This is a genomic window from Flavobacterium sp. ASV13, from assembly GCF_000745775.1.
Taxonomy (GTDB): Bacteria; Bacteroidota; Bacteroidia; order Flavobacteriales; family Flavobacteriaceae; genus Flavobacterium.
Map to the genome: position 1 here is coordinate 583,529 of NZ_JQJY01000004.1, position 20,035 is coordinate 603,563.

The following is a 20,035-nucleotide window of genomic DNA, read 5'->3' on the forward strand; positions in this document are numbered from 1 at the left end:
CAATCAAAAATCCCCATATGTCATCACATCATATAGTTCGCGACGATCAGGAACCTGCTTTAATTATTGCTAACGGTGCTGCCTGCAATCCCGAATTATTAGGGCAATTGCTAGAATGGTCGCCTTTGGTTGTTGTTTTAGATTCTGCAATTGAGCGCGTTATTGAATTGGGCATAAAAGTAGATGTGCTTTTGGGCGATTTTGATCGCGGTTTTGATCCGGAAATCTATAAAACATCACAATATCCAATAGAAATTGTTCATACGCCAGATCAAAATAAAACCGATTTAGAGAAAGCATTTGATTATTTAATCGAAAGAAAAATTCCGGCCGTAAACGTTGTCTGGGCAACCGGAAGACGTGCCGATCATACTATTACAAATCTTACTAACATTGTTCGTTACCGCGATTTACTTAAAATTGTAATTCTCGACGATCACTCAAAAATATTTTTACTGCCTGCAAAATTCGAGAAATGGTACACGGCAAAAACTCCAATTTCCCTTATTCCAATTGGTGTTGTAAACGGCATTTATTCCACGAATTTAAAATACGAATTGCAAAACGATACGCTTACAATGGGCTACAGAACCGGAAGCAGCAATTCTGTTGAACAAGATGGGATTGTAACTATTACACATCGTGAAGGTGATCTTTTAATGATGGAATGTTTTGATTAATTTGTTTTCTGAACTCAAAACTGACTTATGACATATAACAACGATCCCCGAATAAAATTCTTTATATTTTGCATCGTTTTTGTGGTTGCTGGCCTCTCTTATTTAACTAAAATTTTATCTGATAATTTTTTATATAAATATCTAGATTCCTTTAAATCTAAATTCACTATAAATATTTTGGTTGGTTTACATTGGATAACATCAGCAGCAATAGCCTGTTTCTTACCCGATTATCTAATAAAATACAATTTCTTTAAACATATCTTTGAAGAGAGTGAAATATGGGTATGCTTAGCAACGTTATGCATTTTTTTTATTGCTTTAATCGTTGTGGCTTCAATATTAAACTTAGCATTTTATCGCAGAATTATAAACGAAAATGAAATTTCTTCGAAGAACGCCACAAAAAAGGATTAACTATCTTTGCAGTCGAAATCAACAAAAATGAAAGCAAACGACAATTCTCAAAAAGACAATTTACACCCAAGAAATCTTCATCGCAATCGCTATGATTTTGAAAAACTGATTTCAAATTGTCCCGAATTAAAAGCTTTTGTTTCGATCAATAAACACGGAATCGAAACCATCGATTTCAGTAATCCACTTGCAGTTAAAACACTTAATAAAGCTTTATTGCAAACGTATTACGATATTCAAAACTGGGATATTCCAAAAAATTATCTTTGTCCGCCAATTCCAGGAAGAGCTGATTATATTCATTACATCGCCGATTTATTAGCCGAAACAAACAATGGAATTGTTCCAAAAGGAAATTCTGTTTTAGGCCTAGATATTGGAACAGGTGCAAATTTGATTTATCCAATATTAGGATACAGCATTTACGATTGGAGTTTTGTTGGTACGGATATCGACAAAAAAGCAATTGAAAACTGCAGTAGAATTATTGAAAACAATCCGAGATTAATTGACGCAATCAGTTTACAGCAACAAACTGAATCCCGATTTATTTTCAAAAACATAATCATTCCCGAAGACCGATTCACTTTCACTATGTGCAATCCGCCTTTTCATGCTTCGGCAGAAGAAGCAAATAAAAGCGCTTCAAGAAAAGTTTCGAATTTAAAAGAAAAAAGAAACACAAATCCTGTTCTGAATTTTGGTGGTCATAACGCAGAATTATGGTGCAACGGAGGAGAAATCGGATTTGTTACACAAATGATTTACGAGAGTGCAAAATACGCTTCACAATGTTTATGGTTTACTACTTTAGTTTCTAAAAAAGAAAATCTTTCGTCGATTTACAAAATTCTGAAAAAAGTAAACGCAGTTTCGGTTAAAACAATTGGTATGGCTCAAGGCCAAAAAAATAGTCGTATTGTTGCTTGGAGTTTTTTAAGTGAAGCGGAACAGAAATCATGGAAACTTTAGAAATCTGGTTTTCAAAACAAATCCTTGATAATACAATTTCATTTCACTACATTTAGTGTAAACAATTAAATATCAAGACTATGGCAGAATATGTTGGTTATCTCGCATCTGTTTTTATTGTTGGAGGCTTTTTACTGAAAAATCTCAGAACAATTCGGTTTATTAATATGTTTGGCTGTATCTGCTTTGTCATTTATGGTATTTTTTTAAACGACTACAGCGATTTTAATCAATGGCTTTGGCCCGTAATTATTCCGAATATCATTTTAACATTTGTACAGATTTATTATCTGACATCAAAAAATGATAAATCTTAAAATTATGATAGTTTCAGATAAAATTCTGAAATAGCCTCGCGATTAGATTGTTGTACCTTTAAAGTAAATTGAATTTTATGAGTACTGCAAAAATGTTCGTTGGTTTATTCCTTATTTTAATACTCGCTGGTTGTGGATCTTCAAAAGAAACTAAATTTGATGATTACGTTTTTAAAACCAAAAGCGACAAACAAAATTATACAGCGACTTATGATAAAGCGCTTCAACTTTGGGATGTTCCTTATACAGAAGAAAATGTAAAAACCACTTTTGGAACCGCCCACGTTATTATTTCCGGACAAAAAAATGGAAAAGATCTTGTTCTGCTTCACGGTATGGACGCCAGTTCTACGATGTGGTATCCAAATATTAAAACTTTAGCCAAAAATCATCGCGTTTATGCCATTGATTTTTTAATGGAACCCAATAAATCAACTTTAACTGCAAAACCGCTTTCATCAGAAGAAATTGTGATTTGTTACAACGAAATTTTCAATCATTATAAATTAAAGAAATTTGATATTATTGGTGCTTCACGCGGAGGCTGGATTGCAACATTATTGGCTGTTCAAAAAAAGAATTCTATTGATAAAATTGTTTTATTAAGTCCGGCACAGACTTTTAAATTTATTGATAAACCTAGAAAAACTTCATCCGCTTTACTTTTAAAGCTTTTTCCAAGTGAAAAGAAATTCAGCAAAACATTAAAAACATTTTCTACGCATCCGGAAAAAATCAGCCCTGTTTATAACAGACAATTTTATTTGGCTAATAAATATGCTAAATCCAATTCCAGTATGCTCAAAATGACGCCTTTCTCCGATGATGAATTAAAGTCAATTCAGAATCCCGTTTTGGTTTTAATTGGGGATAAAGACGTTATAAATTCAGATGAAAGTTTGGAACGGGCAAAAAAATATCTGCCAAACGCCAAAACAATAATGATAAATGATGCGGGTCATTTTTTGAGTATCGATCAGTCAAAATTTGTAAACGACGCTATGATTAATTTTCTCGAAAAGCCTTCAAACTTTGTATCTTTACAAAACTAATTTTTCATCAGTAGAAAATGAATTTTCAAGTAACTTCAGAATATAGTCCGAAAGGAGATCAGCCACAAGCCATACAAAAACTAGCACAAGGTGTTGAAGATGGCGAAAAATATCAAACCTTATTAGGAGTTACAGGATCCGGAAAAACCTTCACGGTTGCTAATGTTATTCAGGAAGTGCAACGCCCTACTTTGGTTTTGGCACACAATAAAACTTTGGCGGCGCAATTGTATTCAGAATTCAAGCAGTTTTTTCCAAATAACGCTGTTGAATACTTCGTTTCTTATTACGACTATTATCAGCCGGAAGCTTTCATGCCTGTAACGGGTGTTTTCATTGAGAAAGATTTATCTATCAATGAAGAATTAGAAAAAATGCGTTTAAGCACTACTTCTTCCCTGCTTTCAGGGCGTCGTGATGTCTTGGTGGTTGCTTCAGTTTCCTGTTTATATGGTATTGGAAATCCTGTGGAATTTCAGAAAAATGTAATTGAAATTACCCGAGATCAGGTTATTTCGAGAACAAAATTATTACATAGTTTAGTTCAGAGTTTGTATGCCAGAACTGAAGCCGATTTTAATCCGGGAACTTTCAGAATCAAAGGCGACACGGTTGAAGTGTATCCAAGTTATGCTGATGATGCGTATCGAATTCATTTTTTTGGAGACGAAATCGAAGAAATAGAATCGTTTGATGCTAAAACTTCTCAGGTAATCGAAAAATTCAAAAGACTGACGATATATCCAGCCAATATGTTTGTGACTTCTCCGGAAGTTTTACAAGGCGCCATTTGGCAGATTCAGCAGGATCTAGTGAAACAGGTTGATTATTTTAAAGAAATAGGCAAACATTTAGAAGCCAAACGACTGGAAGAAAGAACGAATTTCGATTTAGAAATGATTCGGGAATTGGGTTATTGTTCCGGAATTGAAAATTATTCCCGTTACCTTGACGGACGTGAAGCAGGAACAAGACCTTTCTGTTTATTAGATTATTTTCCGAGCGATTTTTTAATGGTTGTCGATGAAAGTCACGTTACCGTTTCGCAGGTTCATGCCATGTACGGAGGTGATCGCAGTCGTAAAGAAAACTTAGTTGAATACGGTTTTAGATTGCCTGCCGCAATGGACAATCGTCCTTTAAAATTTGAAGAATTTGAAGCCTTGCAAAATCAGGTAATTTATGTTTCTGCAACTCCTGCCGATTACGAATTGCAAAAATCAGACGGAATTTATGTCGAGCAAATTATTCGTCCAACCGGATTATTAGATCCTGTCATTGAAGTGCGCCCAAGTTTAAATCAAATTGATGATTTGATTGAAGAAATTCAGGTTCGCTGCGAATTAGATGAAAGAGTTTTGGTGACGACTTTAACTAAAAGAATGGCCGAAGAATTAGCCAAATATTTGACAAAAGTAAATATTCGTTGTCGTTACATACATTCTGAAGTTGATACTTTAGAACGCATCGAAATCATGCAAGATTTGAGAAAAGGTATTTTTGATGTTTTAATTGGAGTAAACTTGCTTCGTGAAGGACTTGATTTACCAGAAGTTTCATTGGTTGCGATTCTTGATGCAGATAAAGAAGGTTTTTTAAGAAACCACAGATCTTTGACTCAAACCATTGGTCGTGCTGCAAGAAATTTAAATGGAAAAGCCATCATGTATGCTGATAAAATTACAGCCAGCATGCAAAGAACAATTGATGAAACTAATTACAGAAGAACAAAACAGATCAATTTTAATACTGAAAATGGTATTACGCCTCAGGCTCTAAACAAAAAAATCGACAGCGCCTTTACTAAAAATCCTTTAGTAGAATACGAGTTAGGCCATACTTTACCAGTTGCTGCCGAACCTGAAACGGCTTATATGTCAAAAACTGATTTAGAAAAACTAATTCGCGAAAAACGAAAATCAATGGAAAAAGCCGCAAAAGAACTAGACTTTATGCAAGCCGCCAAACTTCGTGACGATATCAAAAAACTTCAGGAACAATTGCCGTAAAAATTTTATAACTATTGCTTAAGTAAAATGTTTTTATAAATTTACACTTACAAAAACACGCGATATTTTATTTAATCCTAAGTTATAAACCAAACAAACAACATGAATAACCGATTCATTCTACTTACTACTTCATTTTTAGGTTCCATAATTTCACTTTCCGCACAAAATAAACCACAACCAGCTCCGGAAATCATAGTCACCGATAATTATTTTGGAAAAACAATATCCGATCCTTATCGTTATCTAGAAAATCTTAACGATCCAAAAGTAATAGATTGGATGAAAAGCAATGCGGCTTATGCTCGTGAAAAATTAAACGAGATTCCAGAACGTGAAAATTTAATAAAAAAATTAAAGGAATTAAGTTCAAGAAAAGGTAGTACGATTTCTGAATTAGAAATAACAGAAAATAACAACTATTTCTATCTAAAAAGAAACGTAAATGACGAAAATCCTAAGCTATATTACAAGCAAGGATTCGATGGTACTGAAATATTACTTTTTGACCCAGTAAGCTACAAAAAAACTAATGGCACAACTTATAATATAACCGCAATTACTCCAAATATTGAAGGAGACAAAGTTGCCATTGAAGTTTCTCAAAACGGTTCCGAAATTGGTGAACTGTTTATAATGGATATTACTGGTAAAACATATCCTGAAACATTAGATAAATGTTGGGACAGTTATGTTTCCTGGATGCCAGACGGAAATTCTTTTACATTTACAAGACTTAATTCTTCTGATGTCAAAGATGAAAATAGATCGTTAAATACTAAAGTCTATTATCATAAATTAGGTCAAACTGAAAAAGAAGACGTTGAATTTCTTTCGAATGTCACCAATCCTGAACTTAATATCCTTCCTGAAGAATATCCTTATAATATTTATAGAAAAAGCTCGAACAAGAATTACGCTCTTATAAGAACTGTAGACAATAGAATTAAATTATACACCTGTGATTTCAATAATAATTTTTCTCCTAAAACCTGGAAAAGTCTTGTCAGTCAAAAAGATGAAATTGTTAACTTTCTAACTGATAATGAATTTATCTATTATTCAACTTTCAAAAATGCATCTAATTTCAAAATCATTAAAGTTCCTCTTTCGCATCCTGAAATAGAAAATGCCATAACTGTAGTTGAAGAACCAAAAAATGGAAAGATAACTACTTATAACATTACAAAAGACGGCTTATATTATTCAATTGTTGAGAATGGTGTCGAGGCCAAAGTTTATTTTTTAGCAAAAAATAAAACTAAAGCAATTGAACTAAAATTACCTTTTCAGGCAGGTTCAGCATCCTTTTCAACAATAAGTACAGACAAAAGTGACATTTGGATAACAATTGAGGGTTGGATTTCTGAGCCAAAAAGATATTTTTATAATCCTAAAACCAATACATTTACTTTTCAGCCTTTAACAAAACCTGTCGAATATCCAGAATTCAAAGACATTATCTCTAAAGAAATCATGATACCTTCACATGATGGGGTTATGGTTCCTGTTTCGCTTATTTACAACAAAAACATCAAATTAAATAGTGATAATCCTGTACTTATAGGAGGATATGGGTCTTACGGAACCTCAATGCAACCCTATTTTAGTCCTAGTCGTCTTTTACCTTATTGCCTTTATGGTGGTGTTTATGTTGTTGCTCATGTTAGAGGCGGTGGAGAACTGGGTGACAAATGGCATAAGGGAGGTTTTAAAGAAACCAAACCTAATACATGGAAGGATCTGATCTCTACAGCAGAATATTTGATTAGTAAAAAATACACTACATCCAAAAAAATCGCGATTCGAGGCGATAGCGCAGGCGGAATACTAATTGGAAGAGCGATTACAGAGCGCCCTGACTTATTTGCTGCATCAATAATTCAAGCGGGTTCATTAAATACTATCCGAGCAGAAATTCAAGCCAATGGTCCTGTCAATATTCCAGAGTTTGGCACAGTAAAAGACCCAAATGATTTTAAAGCTTTATTAGAGATGGATGCTTTTCATCATATTGTGAAAGGAACTGCATATCCGGCAACATTAATCAATGCGGGGATAAATGACCCTCGTGTAACTGCATGGGAGCCTGCAAAATTTGCCGCATTGCTTCAAAATGCAAATTCGTCTGATAAACAAATACTTTTTTTTACTGACTTTGAAGCCGGACACGGGATAGGGAACAGCAAATCAAAAAACATGGAGATTTCAGGAGACATAATTAGTTTTGCTTATGCTAATACTGGTCATCCAAAATTTCAAATCTCAAAAAAATAATTTCCACATAAAAAAACAAGGACTGTAATATCACAGTCCTTGTTTTTTTTTTAATTATGCTGTTCCTGAAAAACTCTCAATAATTTATTTGGATCAATAATAGCATTTGGTGCATTTTTCATCAATTCTAAAACACGTTTTACAGCGCTTGGATTTAATCCCATTTCAAGTGCAATCTGATGTATCGCTTTCGATTCTTTTTCATGCAATATGCCATCACAATGCATAATCAAAGCCAATCTGTAAAATTGCTGAATGCGTTGAAATTCAGATCTGGTTACTTTTACCCTATGTTCCTGATGAAATAAATCTCTAAATTCTTCTTTGCTGATATTCAATTCCTCGGCAACAATCCATAGAAAATCTACCTCACGTTTATGCAAATGTCCATCAATGGTAGCAAACGCAATCATTTCTAAAAGTAAACTTCTTTTTTCTTCTTCGGTGTTCATCAAATTATTATTTTTAGCTAAATTATTACATTAAATCTAAAACACAATAACCAATGATTCGAGGATTCTTCTTTTTTATTTTATCGTTGCTCGTGAATATTGGAAATGCACAGGAAAGCACGGCTTCAAAAAATGTTTCCACTTTTACTATTGAATCACCTCAACTTAAAACCACCAAAAAAATCTGGCTTTATCTTCCCGAAGGTTATTCGGCTTCGCCTAAAAAAAGATACAGCGTAATTTATATGCACGATTCACAAAATTTATTTGATGCCAAAACTTCTTTTGTAGGTGAATGGAATGTCGATGAAAAACTGGACAGCTTGAAAGCTCCGGTAATTGTAGTAGGGATTGAACATGGAAACGAAAAACGAATCGATGAATTAACGCCATTCAAAAATGAAAAATACGGTGGCGGAAAAGCAGATGATTATGTCGATTTTATCGTAAATACACTAAAACCATACATTGATAAAAACTACAGAACCAAAACGAAAGCCAAAAACACCACGATTATGGGAAGTTCGCTTGGCGGATTGGTTTCGTATTATGCAGCCGTAAAATATCCACAAGTTTTTGGAAATGCGGGCGTTTTTTCGCCTTCCTTTTGGTTTTCAAATGACATTTATACTTTTACAGAAAAGTCTCCAAAAATCAAAACCCGATTCTATTTTTTATGTGGAGATAAAGAAAGCGACGAAATGGTAAAAGATCTGGAAAAAATGGAACGTTTATTAGACAAAAATCGTTGTTATTGTCTTCATCTCAGCAAAACGAAAATTGTCAAAGGCGGAGAACATAATGAAAAATTATGGCGAGACGGTTTTGTAAAAGCCGTTTTATGGCTTGGTTATTGAGCAAAAAAAATAAAAAAACAGCATAAATTATGAAACTAATTTTAAGAGAGTATAACTTAAAACTAAAACATACTTTCACGATTTCAAGAGAATCAATTGATTTTCAACCTTCTTTGATTGTCGAATTACAAAGCAATGGTTTTTCAGGCTTTGGTGAAGCCACATCAAATCCGTATTACAAAACTACAGTTCCAATGATGATGCAGGATTTGGAAGAAATCAGAACAATCATCGAAACCTCAGAAATCGAAACTCCTGAAGTTTTTTGGGCAAAAATTCATCCGTATTTAAAAGACGATATGTTTGCTTTATGCGCACTGGATTTGGCTTATAACGATTTATATGCACGAATAAAAGGCAAAAAACTTTACGAATTGTGGAATTATACCACAGAGAAAAATCCAATGACGGATTATACAATCGGAATTGCTTCTATAGAAAAAATGGTTTCAAAAATGCAGGAACTTCCGTGGCCTATTTATAAAATTAAATTAGGAACTAAAGAAGATATCGCAATTGTAAAAGAACTTCGTAAACATACAAATGCCGTTTTCAGAATTGATGCAAATTGTGGTTGGGGCGTTGAAGAAACAATTAATAACGCTATTGAATTAAAAAAACTTGGCGTAGAATTTCTGGAGCAACCTATGAAAGCTGATAATTGGGAAGGGCATAAAGAAGTTTTCAAACATTCTGTACTTCCTGTAATTGCTGATGAAAGCTGTATTATAGAAGAAGATGTACAAAAATGTTTCAATCATTTTCACGGCGTGAATGTAAAATTGGTAAAATGCGGAGGTTTAACTCCCGGAAAACGAATGATCGAAGAAGCTAAAAAACTCGGTCTACGAACAATGGTTGGCTGTATGACTGAATCTACTGTTGGAATTTCGGCAATTGCACACTTACTTCCACAATTGGATTATGTTGACATGGATGGCGCACTTCTTCTGTCTGAAGATATTGCAACTGGAGTAACTATTAAAAATGGCATTGTAAGTTATTCTGATTTAAACGGAACCGGAGTTACACTTCTATAAAATGATAGTCGAAAAATTTCCAGATCGTATTATTGAAATTGACCAAAAACAATATTTGTATTTTGGTGGAACTGCTTATTTAGGACTTCCAACAAACAAAGAATTTCAGAATTTGGTTGTTCAAAATATCCTAAAATGGGGAACAACTTATGGAAGCTCAAGAACTGCCAATATTCAATTAAGCGCTTATATTGCCGGCGAAAAGTTTTTGGCTCGACATATCGGTTCAGAAGCTTCAGTTACAGTTTCTTCAGGAATGCTTGCTGGGAAATTGGTTATTGAAAAGCTAAAAAAGGAAACTGTTGTATTTTATCATTTAAATGAAACACATTCGGCAATCAAAACAGAAAACAGTCTTTCTGTCTTTATTAATGAAAAAATAAACGATCGCTTATTAGATTCGAAATCCGAAAAAATAACGATTTTAACTGATGGCGTTCCTTCATTTAAAACCAAACCTATTAATTTGTCTTTTTTAAAAGAAATTTCAAAACAAAAGGAAATCACATTAGTTATTGACGAATCGCATTCTTTAGGAATTATAGGCGAAAATGGTTCTGGAATTTATTCTTCAATTCAATTTCCAATTAAAAGAAAAATTTTGGTTTCGTCTCTTGGAAAAGCTTTCGGATTAACAGGTGGTGTTATTGCTTCAGATTCTCAATTTATAAAAGAAATAAAAGAACTTGAAACATTTACAAGTGCTGCAGGAATGAATCCAGCTTTTGTACAAACGCTTTCTGATGCTTCTGAAATTTATAAAATACAGCATCAAAAACTTAAGGACAATTTGAGTTACATTGATTCAATATTAATAAAAAACAGCAATATTTTATTTGACAAAAACTATCCTTTAATTTACCTTTTATCAAAGGAATTAGTAGAAAAACTAAAAGCAGAAAAAATAATTATTGCCAGTTTTAAATACACCAAAGAAGCTGAACCACTAAATAGAATTGTTGTTACCGCGAATCATCTAAAAGAAGATTTCGATAAATTGATAAGTATTTTAAATTCGTGTAATTCATAAAAACCAACTCAATTATTACTTTATTTAGATAAGCCAAAATTCGTGAATTCGTGGCGAAAAAAAATACTCCAAATCTTTGCTTTTAAAACGTACCTTTGTAAAAAATAAACGATGACAAATAACGATATACTTAAAAAACTTCGCGTGGCTTTGATGCTCCGTGATGACCAAATAGTTGAAATTTTAGAATTGGTAGATTTTAGAATTTCTAAATCAGAATTGGGTGCTTTTTTCAGAGCTGAAGATCATCCAAATTATATGGAATGCGGCGATCAGGTTTTACGCAACTTCTTAAACGGATTAGTAATTCATTTAAGAGGAACAAAAGAGAATCCGAAAAACCCAAATGATGTTTTAGCAAAACATAAAGCGGAGATTCCTAAGAAAGAAACTTCAAAAGAAAGACCAGAATTTAAAGCTGCTCCAAAAGATTCAGAAAAATATAGAGGTGATCAAAGTTCATCAAAGTCAGGTTCAGCAGCTGGAAAACCTAAAAAGAAAGCATTCCCAAAAGGAAATGGAAAACCAGTTATTGTAGAAAAAGTGGTTTTCAAAAACGGGAAGAATAAGAAATAATTTATTTAACCGCAAAGAGCGCAACCCCGATAGCTATCGGGGTACGCAAGGTTCGCAAAGTTTTTATTTATAAAGCTTTGCGAACTTTGCGTTTACATAAAGTCTTATGAATAAAAATTCTTTGCGCTCTTTGCGGTTAAATTAATTCCAAAAAAAAAAATCCCTCCGAATACGAAGGGATTTTCTATATAATATAATTTCTTATTTAATTAAGAAAGAGCAGCTTTAACTTGGTCAGCAGCTTCTTGGAATTGAACCGCTGATAAAATTGGCATACCAGAGTTGTCAATTAATTCTTTTGCAATTTCAGCATTTGTTCCTTGCAAACGAACGATAATTGGCACTTTAATAGCGTCTCCCATGTTTTTGTAAGCATCAACAACACCTTGAGCAACACGGTCACAACGAACGATACCTCCGAAGATGTTAATTAAGATAGCTTTTACGTTTGGATCTTTCAAGATAATTCTGAAAGCTGTTTCAACACGTTTTGCGTCAGCAGTTCCTCCTACGTCAAGGAAGTTAGCAGGCTCAAAACCAGCGTATTTAATTAAGTCCATAGTTGCCATTGCAAGACCAGCTCCGTTTACCATACATCCTACAGTACCGTCAAGGTCAACATAGTTTAGACCAACTTCTTTAGCTTCAACTTCGATTGGATTCTCCTCACGGATATCTCTCATTTCAGCATATTTAGGTTGTCTGTATAAAGCGTTGTCGTCGATGTTAACTTTAGCATCAACAGCTAAGATTTTGTTATCAGAAGTTTTAAGAACTGGGTTGATTTCAAACATAGAAGCATCAGAACCAATGTAAGCATTGTAAAGTGCATCGATGAATTTCACCATTTCTTTAAAAGCATTTCCAGAAAGACCTAAATTGAAAGCAATTCTTCTAGCTTGGAAACCTTGTAATCCAACAGTTGGATCAATTTCTTCAGTAAAGATTAAGTGTGGAGTGTGCTCAGCAACTTCTTCAATATCCATTCCACCTTCAGTAGAATACATGATCATGTTGCGTCCTGTACCTCTATTCAATAAAACAGAAACATAAAACTCAGAAGTTTCGCTTTCTCCAGGATAGTACACATCTTCAGCAACTAATACTTTGTTAACTTTTTTACCTTCAGGCGGAGTCTGAGGTGTGATCAATTGCATTCCGATGATTTGTTCTGCTAACTCTTCAACTTGCTGTAAGTTTTTTGCTAACTTAACTCCACCACCTTTTCCACGACCACCTGCGTGAATTTGTGCTTTTATTACGTGCCATCCTGTACCAGTTTCGGCAGTTAATTGTTTTGCAGCAGCTACAGCTTCAACCGCATTGTTAGCCACAATTCCGCGTTGCACGCGTACTCCGTAACTTGCTAAAATTTCTTTTCCTTGATATTCGTGTATGTTCATAATATAGAATTTGTCTGGTTCTGAATTTATTTCAGAATAAAAGTGCGACAAAAGTAGCAAAATTCAACTTAAAAGTAAAATCTTTTTCGAATTAAAAAATGACCCAATTTGTTATTAATTGGATATTCTTTTTGAAAGCAAACTTATCGTTAACGAATTGCATCGAAAAAGTTAACACAAAATCACTATATCGTTTGAGATTTAACAAAAAACCCTATTGAATTCTAGGCCTGACGACGATTTTTCCTAATATTATTTAATTGTTATTATGATTTTATCATTTCGCAATGCTTTAAATAATATTATTATCATTTAAGAACCCTTTTTCTAATATTACGACAAAAATGAAAGCAAAAGCACAATTTCAATACATTATGTTTAACGAAATCTTTATTTTTGTAGAAAAAATATCAAGAATGAAAGTTAAAGAACAAGGGCTCTATTTGCCTGAATTTGAACACGACAATTGTGGTGCAGGATTTATTTGTAATTTGAATGGTATTAAGTCAAATGATATTATTCACAAAGCATTGGACATCTTAATAAAATTGGAACATCGTGGTGCCGTTAGTTCTGATGGAAGAACTGGAGACGGGGCTGGAATTTTGTTTGATATCCCACATGCGTTCTTTAAGAAAGTGTGTGACTTTGAAATCCCTGAAGCGCGTGAGTATGCAGTAGGAATGGTTTTTTTACCAAAAAGCAAAAACCAGGTTTCTTTTTGTATTAATGCATTTGAGGCTACTATTAAAGACCAAAATTTAAAAGTTTTAGGTTGGAGAGATGTACCAGTTGACGTTGAAAATTTAGGTGAAATCGCCGCAGAAAAAGAACCAACAATTAAACAAGTTTTCGTTTCTAAAAACGGACAGGATTTAACTGAACAAGAATTTAATGCAAAACTTTTTGCAGCTAGAAAAATTGCTGAACATGCCGTAAGAGGATCTAAAACCTCAGAAAGCCACATGTTTTATTTTACTAGTTTATCGACAACTACTATAATATATAAAGGTCTATTGATGCCGGAAGACATCAGCCGCTATTATATAGATTTGAAAGATCCAGACTTGGTGACGCGTTTAGCGCTTGTACACCAACGTTTCTCTACCAATACATTCCCATCTTGGGACTTAGCTCAACCATTTAGATACATGTGTCATAATGGTGAGATTAATACACTTCGTGGAAACGTAAGCCGTATGCGTGCTCGTGAAGAGCTTATGCAGAGCAAAGTTTTTGGCAATGACATCAAAAAATTATTCCCAATTATCTTAGAAGGAAAATCAGATTCTGCTTCTATGGATATGGTGATTGAACTTTTATTAATGACAGGTCGTTCGCTTCCAGAAGCAATGATGATGGTTGTTCCTGAAGCTTGGGAAAAACACCAAACCATGTCTGCCGAAAAAAGAGCTTTCTACGAGTTCAATGCTTGTATCATGGAGCCTTGGGATGGTCCAGCTTCTATTCCGTTTACAGATGGAAATGTAATTGGAGCTTTACTAGACAGAAACGGATTACGTCCTTCTCGTTATACATTAACGAAAAGCGGATTCGTAATTATGTCATCTGAAATTGGTGTATTAGATATCGATCCAGAAGATGTAATTCAGCACGGTCGTTTAGAGCCAGGAAAAATGTTCTTGGTTGATATGAACGAAGGTCGTATCATCGAAGACGAAGAAGTTAAAAAAGCGATAGTTACAAAACGTCCTTACCAGCAATGGGTTGACGAAAACTTATTGCCATTAGCTAGTGTTCCTTACACAAACAACCCAACTCCTGTTGAAAAATTAGATTTCTTGACAAGACAACGTTTGTTTGGTTATACTATTGAAGATTTAAAAACAATCATCAACCCAATGGGTAGTGACGGAGCTGAAGCAATCAGTTCTATGGGTAATGATACACCTTTGGCTGTTTTATCAGAACAACCACAGTTGTTGTATAATTACTTCAAACAATTGTTTGCTCAGGTTACAAACCCACCGTTGGATGGTATTCGTGAAGAAATTATTACTGATATCAGTTTAGCGATTGGTGGAGATTTCAATATTTTCGAAATTGAATCTAAACAATGTAAAAAATTAAAAATCCAAAATCCGGTCATCTCTAACGAGGATTTGGATAAAATCAGAAATATCGATCACGCAGATTTCAAATCGGCTACTATTTCTACTTTATATAAAATAGAAAAAGGAGTTAACGGTTTAGAGCGTGCGCTTGAAAAATGTGTTCAGGCTACTTTTAAAGCGGTTGAAGAAGGATGCAACATCATTATCTTATCTGATAGAGGTGTAAGTGAAGAATTAGCTCCAATTCCAATGTTATTGGCTTGTTCTTACATTCACCACTCTTTAAACATTTTACAGGTTCGTTCTAAATTCGGAATCATCATCGAATCTGCTGAACCAAGAGAACCTCATCATTTTGCTTTATTGTTCGGATACGGTGCAAGTGCAATCAACCCTTACATGGTAAATGAAATCATTCACGATCAGGTTGAAAAAGGTTTCATTACAAAAGTAAAAGCTGATTACGCTGTTGTAAACTACAACAAAGCAATCGCAAAAGGAATCGTGAAAATCATGAACAAAATTGGTATCTCTACTTTACATTCGTACAGAGCTGCTCAGATTTTCGAGATTTTAGGTTTAAACAAAACATTTACTTCTAAATACTTCCCTTACACGCCATCAAGAATTGAAGGTATTGGTTTAATGGAAGTGGAGAAAGAAGTGAAAAAACGTTTCCAAAAAGCTTTCCCAAATTCAAAAGTGGCAAGTTTGCTTTCTCTTGAAATTGGAGGTATTTACAGATGGAGACGTGGCGGTGAAAAACACATGTTTAACCCAACCACTATTTCTAAATTACAACAGGCCGTTCGTTTAAACAGCCCAGAAAGTTATAAAGAATACTCAAATGCCGTTAACGAGCAAAGCTCAAACTTAATGACTATTAGAGGTTTATTTGAATTCAACAACTTAGATCCAATTTCTATTGACGAAGTAGAACCTTGGACAGAAATTGTAAAGAAATTCAAAACGGGTGCAATGTCTTACGGATCTATTTCTAGAGAAGCACACGAGAATTTAGCGATTGCAATGAATAGAATTGGAGGAAAAAGTAACTCTGGAGAAGGTGGAGAAGATCCAAAACGTTTCCAGAAAGAAATTAACGGAGATTCTAGAAACTCTGCAATCAAGCAAGTTGCTTCGGGACGTTTTGGTGTTTCAATCAACTATTTGACAAACGCTAAAGAGATTCAAATCAAAATGGCTCAAGGTGCGAAACCTGGTGAAGGTGGACAGTTACCTGGAGAAAAAGTAGTGCCTTGGATTGCTGAAACCAGAAACTCTACGCCTTATGTAGGTTTGATTTCGCCTCCTCCTCACCACGATATTTACTCAATTGAGGATTTATCTCAGTTGATTTACGATTTGAAAAACGCGAACCGTGAAGCTCGTATAAACGTAAAATTAGTTTCTGAAGTTGGAGTTGGAACCATCGCTGCCGGTGTTGCCAAAGCAAAAGCTGACGTAATCTTAATTTCAGGTTATGACGGAGGAACGGGAGCTGCACCATTAACATCTTTACAGCATACAGGTATTCCATGGGAACTTGGTTTAGCGGAAGCACAACAAACTTTAATCTTAAACGATTTAAGAAGCCGTGTAGTTTTAGAGTGTGACGGACAGTTGAAAACAGGTCGTGACGTGGCAATAGCAGCTTTATTAGGAGCTGAAGAATTCGGTTTTGCAACGGCTCCGCTTGTAGCTTCTGGATGTATCATGATGAGAGCTTGTCACTTAAATACTTGTCCAGTTGGTATTGCAACTCAGGATCCTGAATTGAGAAAAAATTTCAAAGGAACTCCAGAGCACGTAATCAACTTCATGTATTTCATTGCTGAAGAGTTAAGAGAAATCATGGCGCAGTTAGGTTTCAGAACTTTAAAAGAAATGGTTGGTCAGTCACAAAAATTAAATGTGAACAAAGCCATCAAACATTATAAAGCAAATGGTTTAGACTTGTCATCAATTCTATACAAACCGGAAAAAGCGAAAACAGAGCCAAATCATAATACAACGACTCAAGATCACCAACTTGAAAATGTATTGGATTTTGACATCATCAAAGAAGCGATTCCGTCGATCTATAGAAAAGAGAAAACAAGAGTAACCTTTAAAATTAAAAATACAGACCGTTCTGTAGGTGCGATTTTGAGTAACGAAATCTCAAAAATCTACGGCGCACAAGGATTACCTGATGACACTATTTTAGTTGATTTTGAAGGTTCTGCCGGACAAAGTTTTGGTGCTTTTGCAACAAACGGATTGTCATTTAAAATTCACGGAAACTGTAATGATTATTTAGGAAAAGGGCTGTCTGGAGGAAAATTAATTGTAAAAGTACCTCCTACTGCAACTTTCAAACCTGAAGACAATATCATTATCGGGAACGTTGCCCTTTACGGAGCTATTACCGGAGAGGCTTATATTAATGGAATGGCCGGAGAGCGTTTCTGTGTGAGAAATTCTGGAGCAACAGCAGTTGTTGAAGGAATTGGAGATCACGGTTGCGAATACATGACCGGTGGTACAGTAGTAGTTTTAGGAAAAACAGGAAGAAACTTCGCAGCTGGTATGAGCGGTGGTGTAGCTTATGTTTACGATCCAAATAAGAAATTCGACTCAACAGTTTGTAACATGGAAATGGTTGCATTCGATCCAATGGAAGAAGAAGATCTTACGAAACTAAGAAAACTGATTAAAAATCATTCGTTGTACACCAGCAGTCCATTAGCAAAAAGAATTTTAGCAGACTGGGAAAACCAACAACAGCACTTCGTAAAAGTAATGCCAACTGATTACAAAAAAGCATTACAAAGAATTGCAGAAGAGAAAAAAATAGAAGAATTAATAGCTGGATAAAAATCAATTTCAAAAAATAAAATTCCAATGTCAATATCAATGGCAATGTCGTCCTGAGCGAAGTCGAAGGATTGGAATTTGGAATTTAAAGAAATTGGAATTTAATTTAAAAAGTCATGGGTAAAATAGGCGGATTTAAAGAATATAACAGAGCCGATGAAAGTAATTTAGCAGTAGCAGAACGTGTTTCGAACTACAACGAATTTACTATTCCGGTACCAAAAGATAAATTAAAAGAACAAGGATCAAGATGTATGGACTGTGGAATTCCTTTTTGCCACAGTGGTTGTCCGTTAGGAAATTTAATTCCTGACTTCAACGATATGGTGCATCAGGAAGAATGGCAGAGTGCATTAGAGATTTTACAATCTACTAATAACTTTCCAGAATTTACAGGACGTTTATGCCCTGCTCCATGTGAGAAATCATGTGTATTAGGAATCATCAAAGATCCCGTTTCTATCGAAAACATCGAAAAAAGCATCATTGAAAGAGGTTTCGCTGAAGGATGGATCAAACCTCAGCCACCAAAAACAAGAACAGGAAAAACAGTTGCTGTTATTGGTTCTGGACCTGCAGGTCTTGCAGCTGCTCAGCAATTAAACAGAGCCGGACACACCGTTACTGTTTTTGAAAGAGACAATGCAATTGGAGGTTTATTACGTTACGGAATTCCAAATTTCAAATTAGAAAAAGGAATTATTGACCGTCGTGTAGTGGTTCTAGAAGCAGAAGGAATCACTTTCAAAACGAATGTAAATGTTGGTGTAAACTTCAGCGTTGAAGAATTAAACGCATTCGATTCTATCGTTTTATGCGGAGGAGCAACTGAAAGAAGAAGCTTGCCAACTAAAGGAATCGAAAGCAAAGGCGTTGTTCAGGCAATGGATTTCTTAACACAGCAAACTAAAGTTTTATTTGGAGAATCAATTCCGGATCAGGTTAAAGCAACTGGTAAAGATGTAATCGTTATTGGTGGTGGAGATACTGGTTCTGACTGTATCGGAACTTCAAACAGACACGGAGCTAAATCAGTAACTAACTTTGAGATTTTACCAAAACCTCCAGTTGGAAGAAGCGAATCAACTCCATGGCCTTTCTGGCCGTTGCAGTTGAAAACATCTTCTTCTCACGAAGAAGGATGTGACAGAAACTGGTTGATCAACACTAAAGAATTTATTTCTAATGATAAAGGCGAATTAACTGGATTAAAAACAGTTGAGGTTCAATGGAAAATGACTCCAGGAAACAGACCAGAACTAATCGAAAAAGAAGGTTCTGAGAAAATCTGGCCTTGCGATTTAGCTTTATTGGCACTTGGATTTACAGGTCCTGAGAAAACATTAAGCGAGCAATTAGGAATCGAAACTGATATGAGAAGCAACTACAAAGCGCATAACTATCAGACAAACGTACCTCACATTTTCACAGCAGGTGATATGAGAAGAGGACAATCATTAATCGTGTGGGCTATTTCAGAAGGTCGCGAAGCAGCAAGAGAAGTAGATTTATTCCTTATGGGATCTACAAACTTGCCTACTAAAGGAAAAGGAGATTTACCAAGTCTATAATTTTTTTAAGACTCTAAGATGCTAAGGTTCTAAGATTCTAAGTTTTTTTTCTTAGCATTTTATTTAATCTTTATTCCGATAAACAACATAACTACTAATAAACCCTTGAATTTATATTCAGGGGTTTTGTTTTTTTCTATAATTTTTTTCCGCCACGACCCGAGCGATAGCGAACTGGCGAAGCAATTCACGAATTACATTCTAAACATTGCCAATAGGTTTCAGGAATTAGTTTAAAATAAAAAATTAGAATAATTCGTGAATTGCTTCGCCAGTTCGCTATCGCTCGGGTCGTGGCGGAAAAATAATTTCAACAGCATTCAAGAATAAGTTAAATTCGTGAATTCGTGGCAAAAAACCTTTGTATCTTTGTCTCTCAGTCCCTTTGAACCTAGTAATACGTTACAAAATTCGAAAACAAGCAACTTTTTGTTTAAAAACAAACAAT

Annotated in this window: 14 protein-coding genes; 12 read left to right on the top strand and 2 right to left on the bottom strand. The window is 34.7% G+C overall.

What is annotated here, in order from left to right; all coding sequences use genetic code 11:
• Positions 1 to 17: 17 nt before the first annotated feature.
• The 6 genes from GQ47_RS13250 to GQ47_RS13280 all read left to right on the top strand — a co-directional run bounded on the left by GQ47_RS13250 (position 18) and on the right by GQ47_RS13280 (position 7,724).
• Entirely contained in the window at positions 18 to 680 is a 663-nt protein-coding gene (locus tag GQ47_RS13250; RefSeq protein WP_035649171.1) for a thiamine diphosphokinase, read from the top strand.
• A gap of 444 nt (positions 681 to 1,124) precedes the next feature.
• Positions 1,125 to 2,069 carry a 23S rRNA (adenine(1618)-N(6))-methyltransferase RlmF gene (gene rlmF / locus GQ47_RS13260; protein ID WP_035649173.1) on the top strand — a complete coding sequence of 315 codons (945 nt, stop codon included), beginning with the start codon at positions 1,125 to 1,127 and terminating at the stop codon, positions 2,067 to 2,069.
• Between the two features lie 80 nt (positions 2,070 to 2,149).
• On the top strand, positions 2,150 to 2,386 hold the full coding sequence (locus tag GQ47_RS13265) for a hypothetical protein (protein WP_035649174.1): 237 nt from the start codon (positions 2,150 to 2,152) through the stop codon (positions 2,384 to 2,386).
• 77 nt (positions 2,387 to 2,463) lie between these two features.
• Positions 2,464 to 3,438, top strand: a complete 975-nt coding sequence (locus GQ47_RS13270; protein WP_035649175.1) for an alpha/beta fold hydrolase — start codon at positions 2,464 to 2,466, stop codon at positions 3,436 to 3,438.
• Positions 3,439 to 3,455: 17 nt separating this feature from the next.
• Entirely contained in the window at positions 3,456 to 5,447 is a 1,992-nt protein-coding gene (gene uvrB, locus GQ47_RS13275; RefSeq protein ID WP_035649176.1) for an excinuclease ABC subunit UvrB, read from the top strand.
• 102 nt (positions 5,448 to 5,549) lie between these two features.
• On the top strand, positions 5,550 to 7,724 hold the full coding sequence (locus GQ47_RS13280; RefSeq protein ID WP_051951523.1) for a prolyl oligopeptidase family serine peptidase: 2,175 nt from the start codon (positions 5,550 to 5,552) through the stop codon (positions 7,722 to 7,724).
• A 50-nt stretch (positions 7,725 to 7,774) separates the two neighbouring features.
• Here the strand turns inward: GQ47_RS13280 and GQ47_RS13285 are convergent, their stop codons facing one another.
• Positions 7,775 to 8,176, bottom strand: a complete 402-nt coding sequence (locus GQ47_RS13285; RefSeq protein WP_035649178.1) for a TerB family tellurite resistance protein — start codon at positions 8,174 to 8,176, stop codon at positions 7,775 to 7,777.
• A 53-nt stretch (positions 8,177 to 8,229) separates the two neighbouring features.
• Between GQ47_RS13285 and GQ47_RS13290 the strand changes: the two genes are divergently transcribed.
• From GQ47_RS13290 to GQ47_RS13305, 4 genes are all read left to right on the top strand, one after another.
• Positions 8,230 to 9,033 (top strand): alpha/beta hydrolase, encoded by an 804-nt coding sequence (locus GQ47_RS13290; RefSeq protein WP_035649180.1) that lies wholly within the window; start codon positions 8,230 to 8,232, stop codon positions 9,031 to 9,033.
• Between the two features lie 29 nt (positions 9,034 to 9,062).
• Positions 9,063 to 10,073 carry a dipeptide epimerase gene (locus tag GQ47_RS13295; protein WP_035649181.1) on the top strand — a complete coding sequence of 337 codons (1,011 nt, stop codon included), beginning with the start codon at positions 9,063 to 9,065 and terminating at the stop codon, positions 10,071 to 10,073.
• Between the two features lies 1 nt (position 10,074).
• Positions 10,075 to 11,103, top strand: a complete 1,029-nt coding sequence (locus GQ47_RS13300; protein ID WP_035649183.1) for an aminotransferase class I/II-fold pyridoxal phosphate-dependent enzyme — start codon at positions 10,075 to 10,077, stop codon at positions 11,101 to 11,103.
• Positions 11,104 to 11,214: 111 nt separating this feature from the next.
• Entirely contained in the window at positions 11,215 to 11,679 is a 465-nt protein-coding gene (locus GQ47_RS13305) for a DUF1456 family protein (protein WP_035649185.1), read from the top strand.
• A gap of 209 nt (positions 11,680 to 11,888) precedes the next feature.
• Here the strand turns inward: GQ47_RS13305 and sucC are convergent, their stop codons facing one another.
• Positions 11,889 to 13,082 carry an ADP-forming succinate--CoA ligase subunit beta gene (sucC, locus tag GQ47_RS13310; RefSeq protein WP_012024229.1) on the bottom strand — a complete coding sequence of 398 codons (1,194 nt, stop codon included), beginning with the start codon at positions 13,080 to 13,082 and terminating at the stop codon, positions 11,889 to 11,891.
• A gap of 416 nt (positions 13,083 to 13,498) precedes the next feature.
• On the opposite strand from sucC, the gene gltB reads away from it, so the two are divergent.
• Complete coding sequence (gene gltB / locus GQ47_RS13315) at positions 13,499 to 18,016, top strand: glutamate synthase large subunit (protein WP_035649471.1); 4,518 nt, start codon at positions 13,499 to 13,501, stop codon at positions 18,014 to 18,016.
• A 116-nt stretch (positions 18,017 to 18,132) separates the two neighbouring features.
• Positions 18,133 to 19,587, top strand: a complete 1,455-nt coding sequence (locus tag GQ47_RS13320; RefSeq protein WP_035649187.1) for a glutamate synthase subunit beta — start codon at positions 18,133 to 18,135, stop codon at positions 19,585 to 19,587.
• Positions 19,588 to 20,035 lie beyond the last annotated feature (448 nt).

What these genes read in the sequence shown, in the direction of transcription:
- GQ47_RS13280 (WP_051951523.1), top strand. Translation starts at nt 5,550, where the DNA reads ATGAATAACCGATTCATTCTACTTACTACTTCATTTTTAGGTTCCATA.
- GQ47_RS13305 (WP_035649185.1), top strand. Translation starts at nt 11,215, where the DNA reads ATGACAAATAACGATATACTTAAAAAACTTCGCGTGGCTTTGATGCTC.
- GQ47_RS13290 (WP_035649180.1), top strand. Translation starts at nt 8,230, where the DNA reads ATGATTCGAGGATTCTTCTTTTTTATTTTATCGTTGCTCGTGAATATT.
- GQ47_RS13265 (WP_035649174.1), top strand. Translation starts at nt 2,150, where the DNA reads ATGGCAGAATATGTTGGTTATCTCGCATCTGTTTTTATTGTTGGAGGC.
- GQ47_RS13320 (WP_035649187.1), top strand. Translation starts at nt 18,133, where the DNA reads ATGGGTAAAATAGGCGGATTTAAAGAATATAACAGAGCCGATGAAAGT.
- rlmF (WP_035649173.1), top strand. Translation starts at nt 1,125, where the DNA reads ATGAAAGCAAACGACAATTCTCAAAAAGACAATTTACACCCAAGAAAT.
- sucC (WP_012024229.1), bottom strand. Translation starts at nt 13,082, where the DNA reads ATGAACATACACGAATATCAAGGAAAAGAAATTTTAGCAAGTTACGGA.
- gltB (WP_035649471.1), top strand. Translation starts at nt 13,499, where the DNA reads ATGAAAGTTAAAGAACAAGGGCTCTATTTGCCTGAATTTGAACACGAC.
- GQ47_RS13295 (WP_035649181.1), top strand. Translation starts at nt 9,063, where the DNA reads ATGAAACTAATTTTAAGAGAGTATAACTTAAAACTAAAACATACTTTC.
- GQ47_RS13285 (WP_035649178.1), bottom strand. Translation starts at nt 8,176, where the DNA reads ATGAACACCGAAGAAGAAAAAAGAAGTTTACTTTTAGAAATGATTGCG.
- GQ47_RS13270 (WP_035649175.1), top strand. Translation starts at nt 2,464, where the DNA reads ATGAGTACTGCAAAAATGTTCGTTGGTTTATTCCTTATTTTAATACTC.
- GQ47_RS13250 (WP_035649171.1), top strand. Translation starts at nt 18, where the DNA reads ATGTCATCACATCATATAGTTCGCGACGATCAGGAACCTGCTTTAATT.
- GQ47_RS13300 (WP_035649183.1), top strand. Translation starts at nt 10,075, where the DNA reads ATGATAGTCGAAAAATTTCCAGATCGTATTATTGAAATTGACCAAAAA.
- uvrB (WP_035649176.1), top strand. Translation starts at nt 3,456, where the DNA reads ATGAATTTTCAAGTAACTTCAGAATATAGTCCGAAAGGAGATCAGCCA.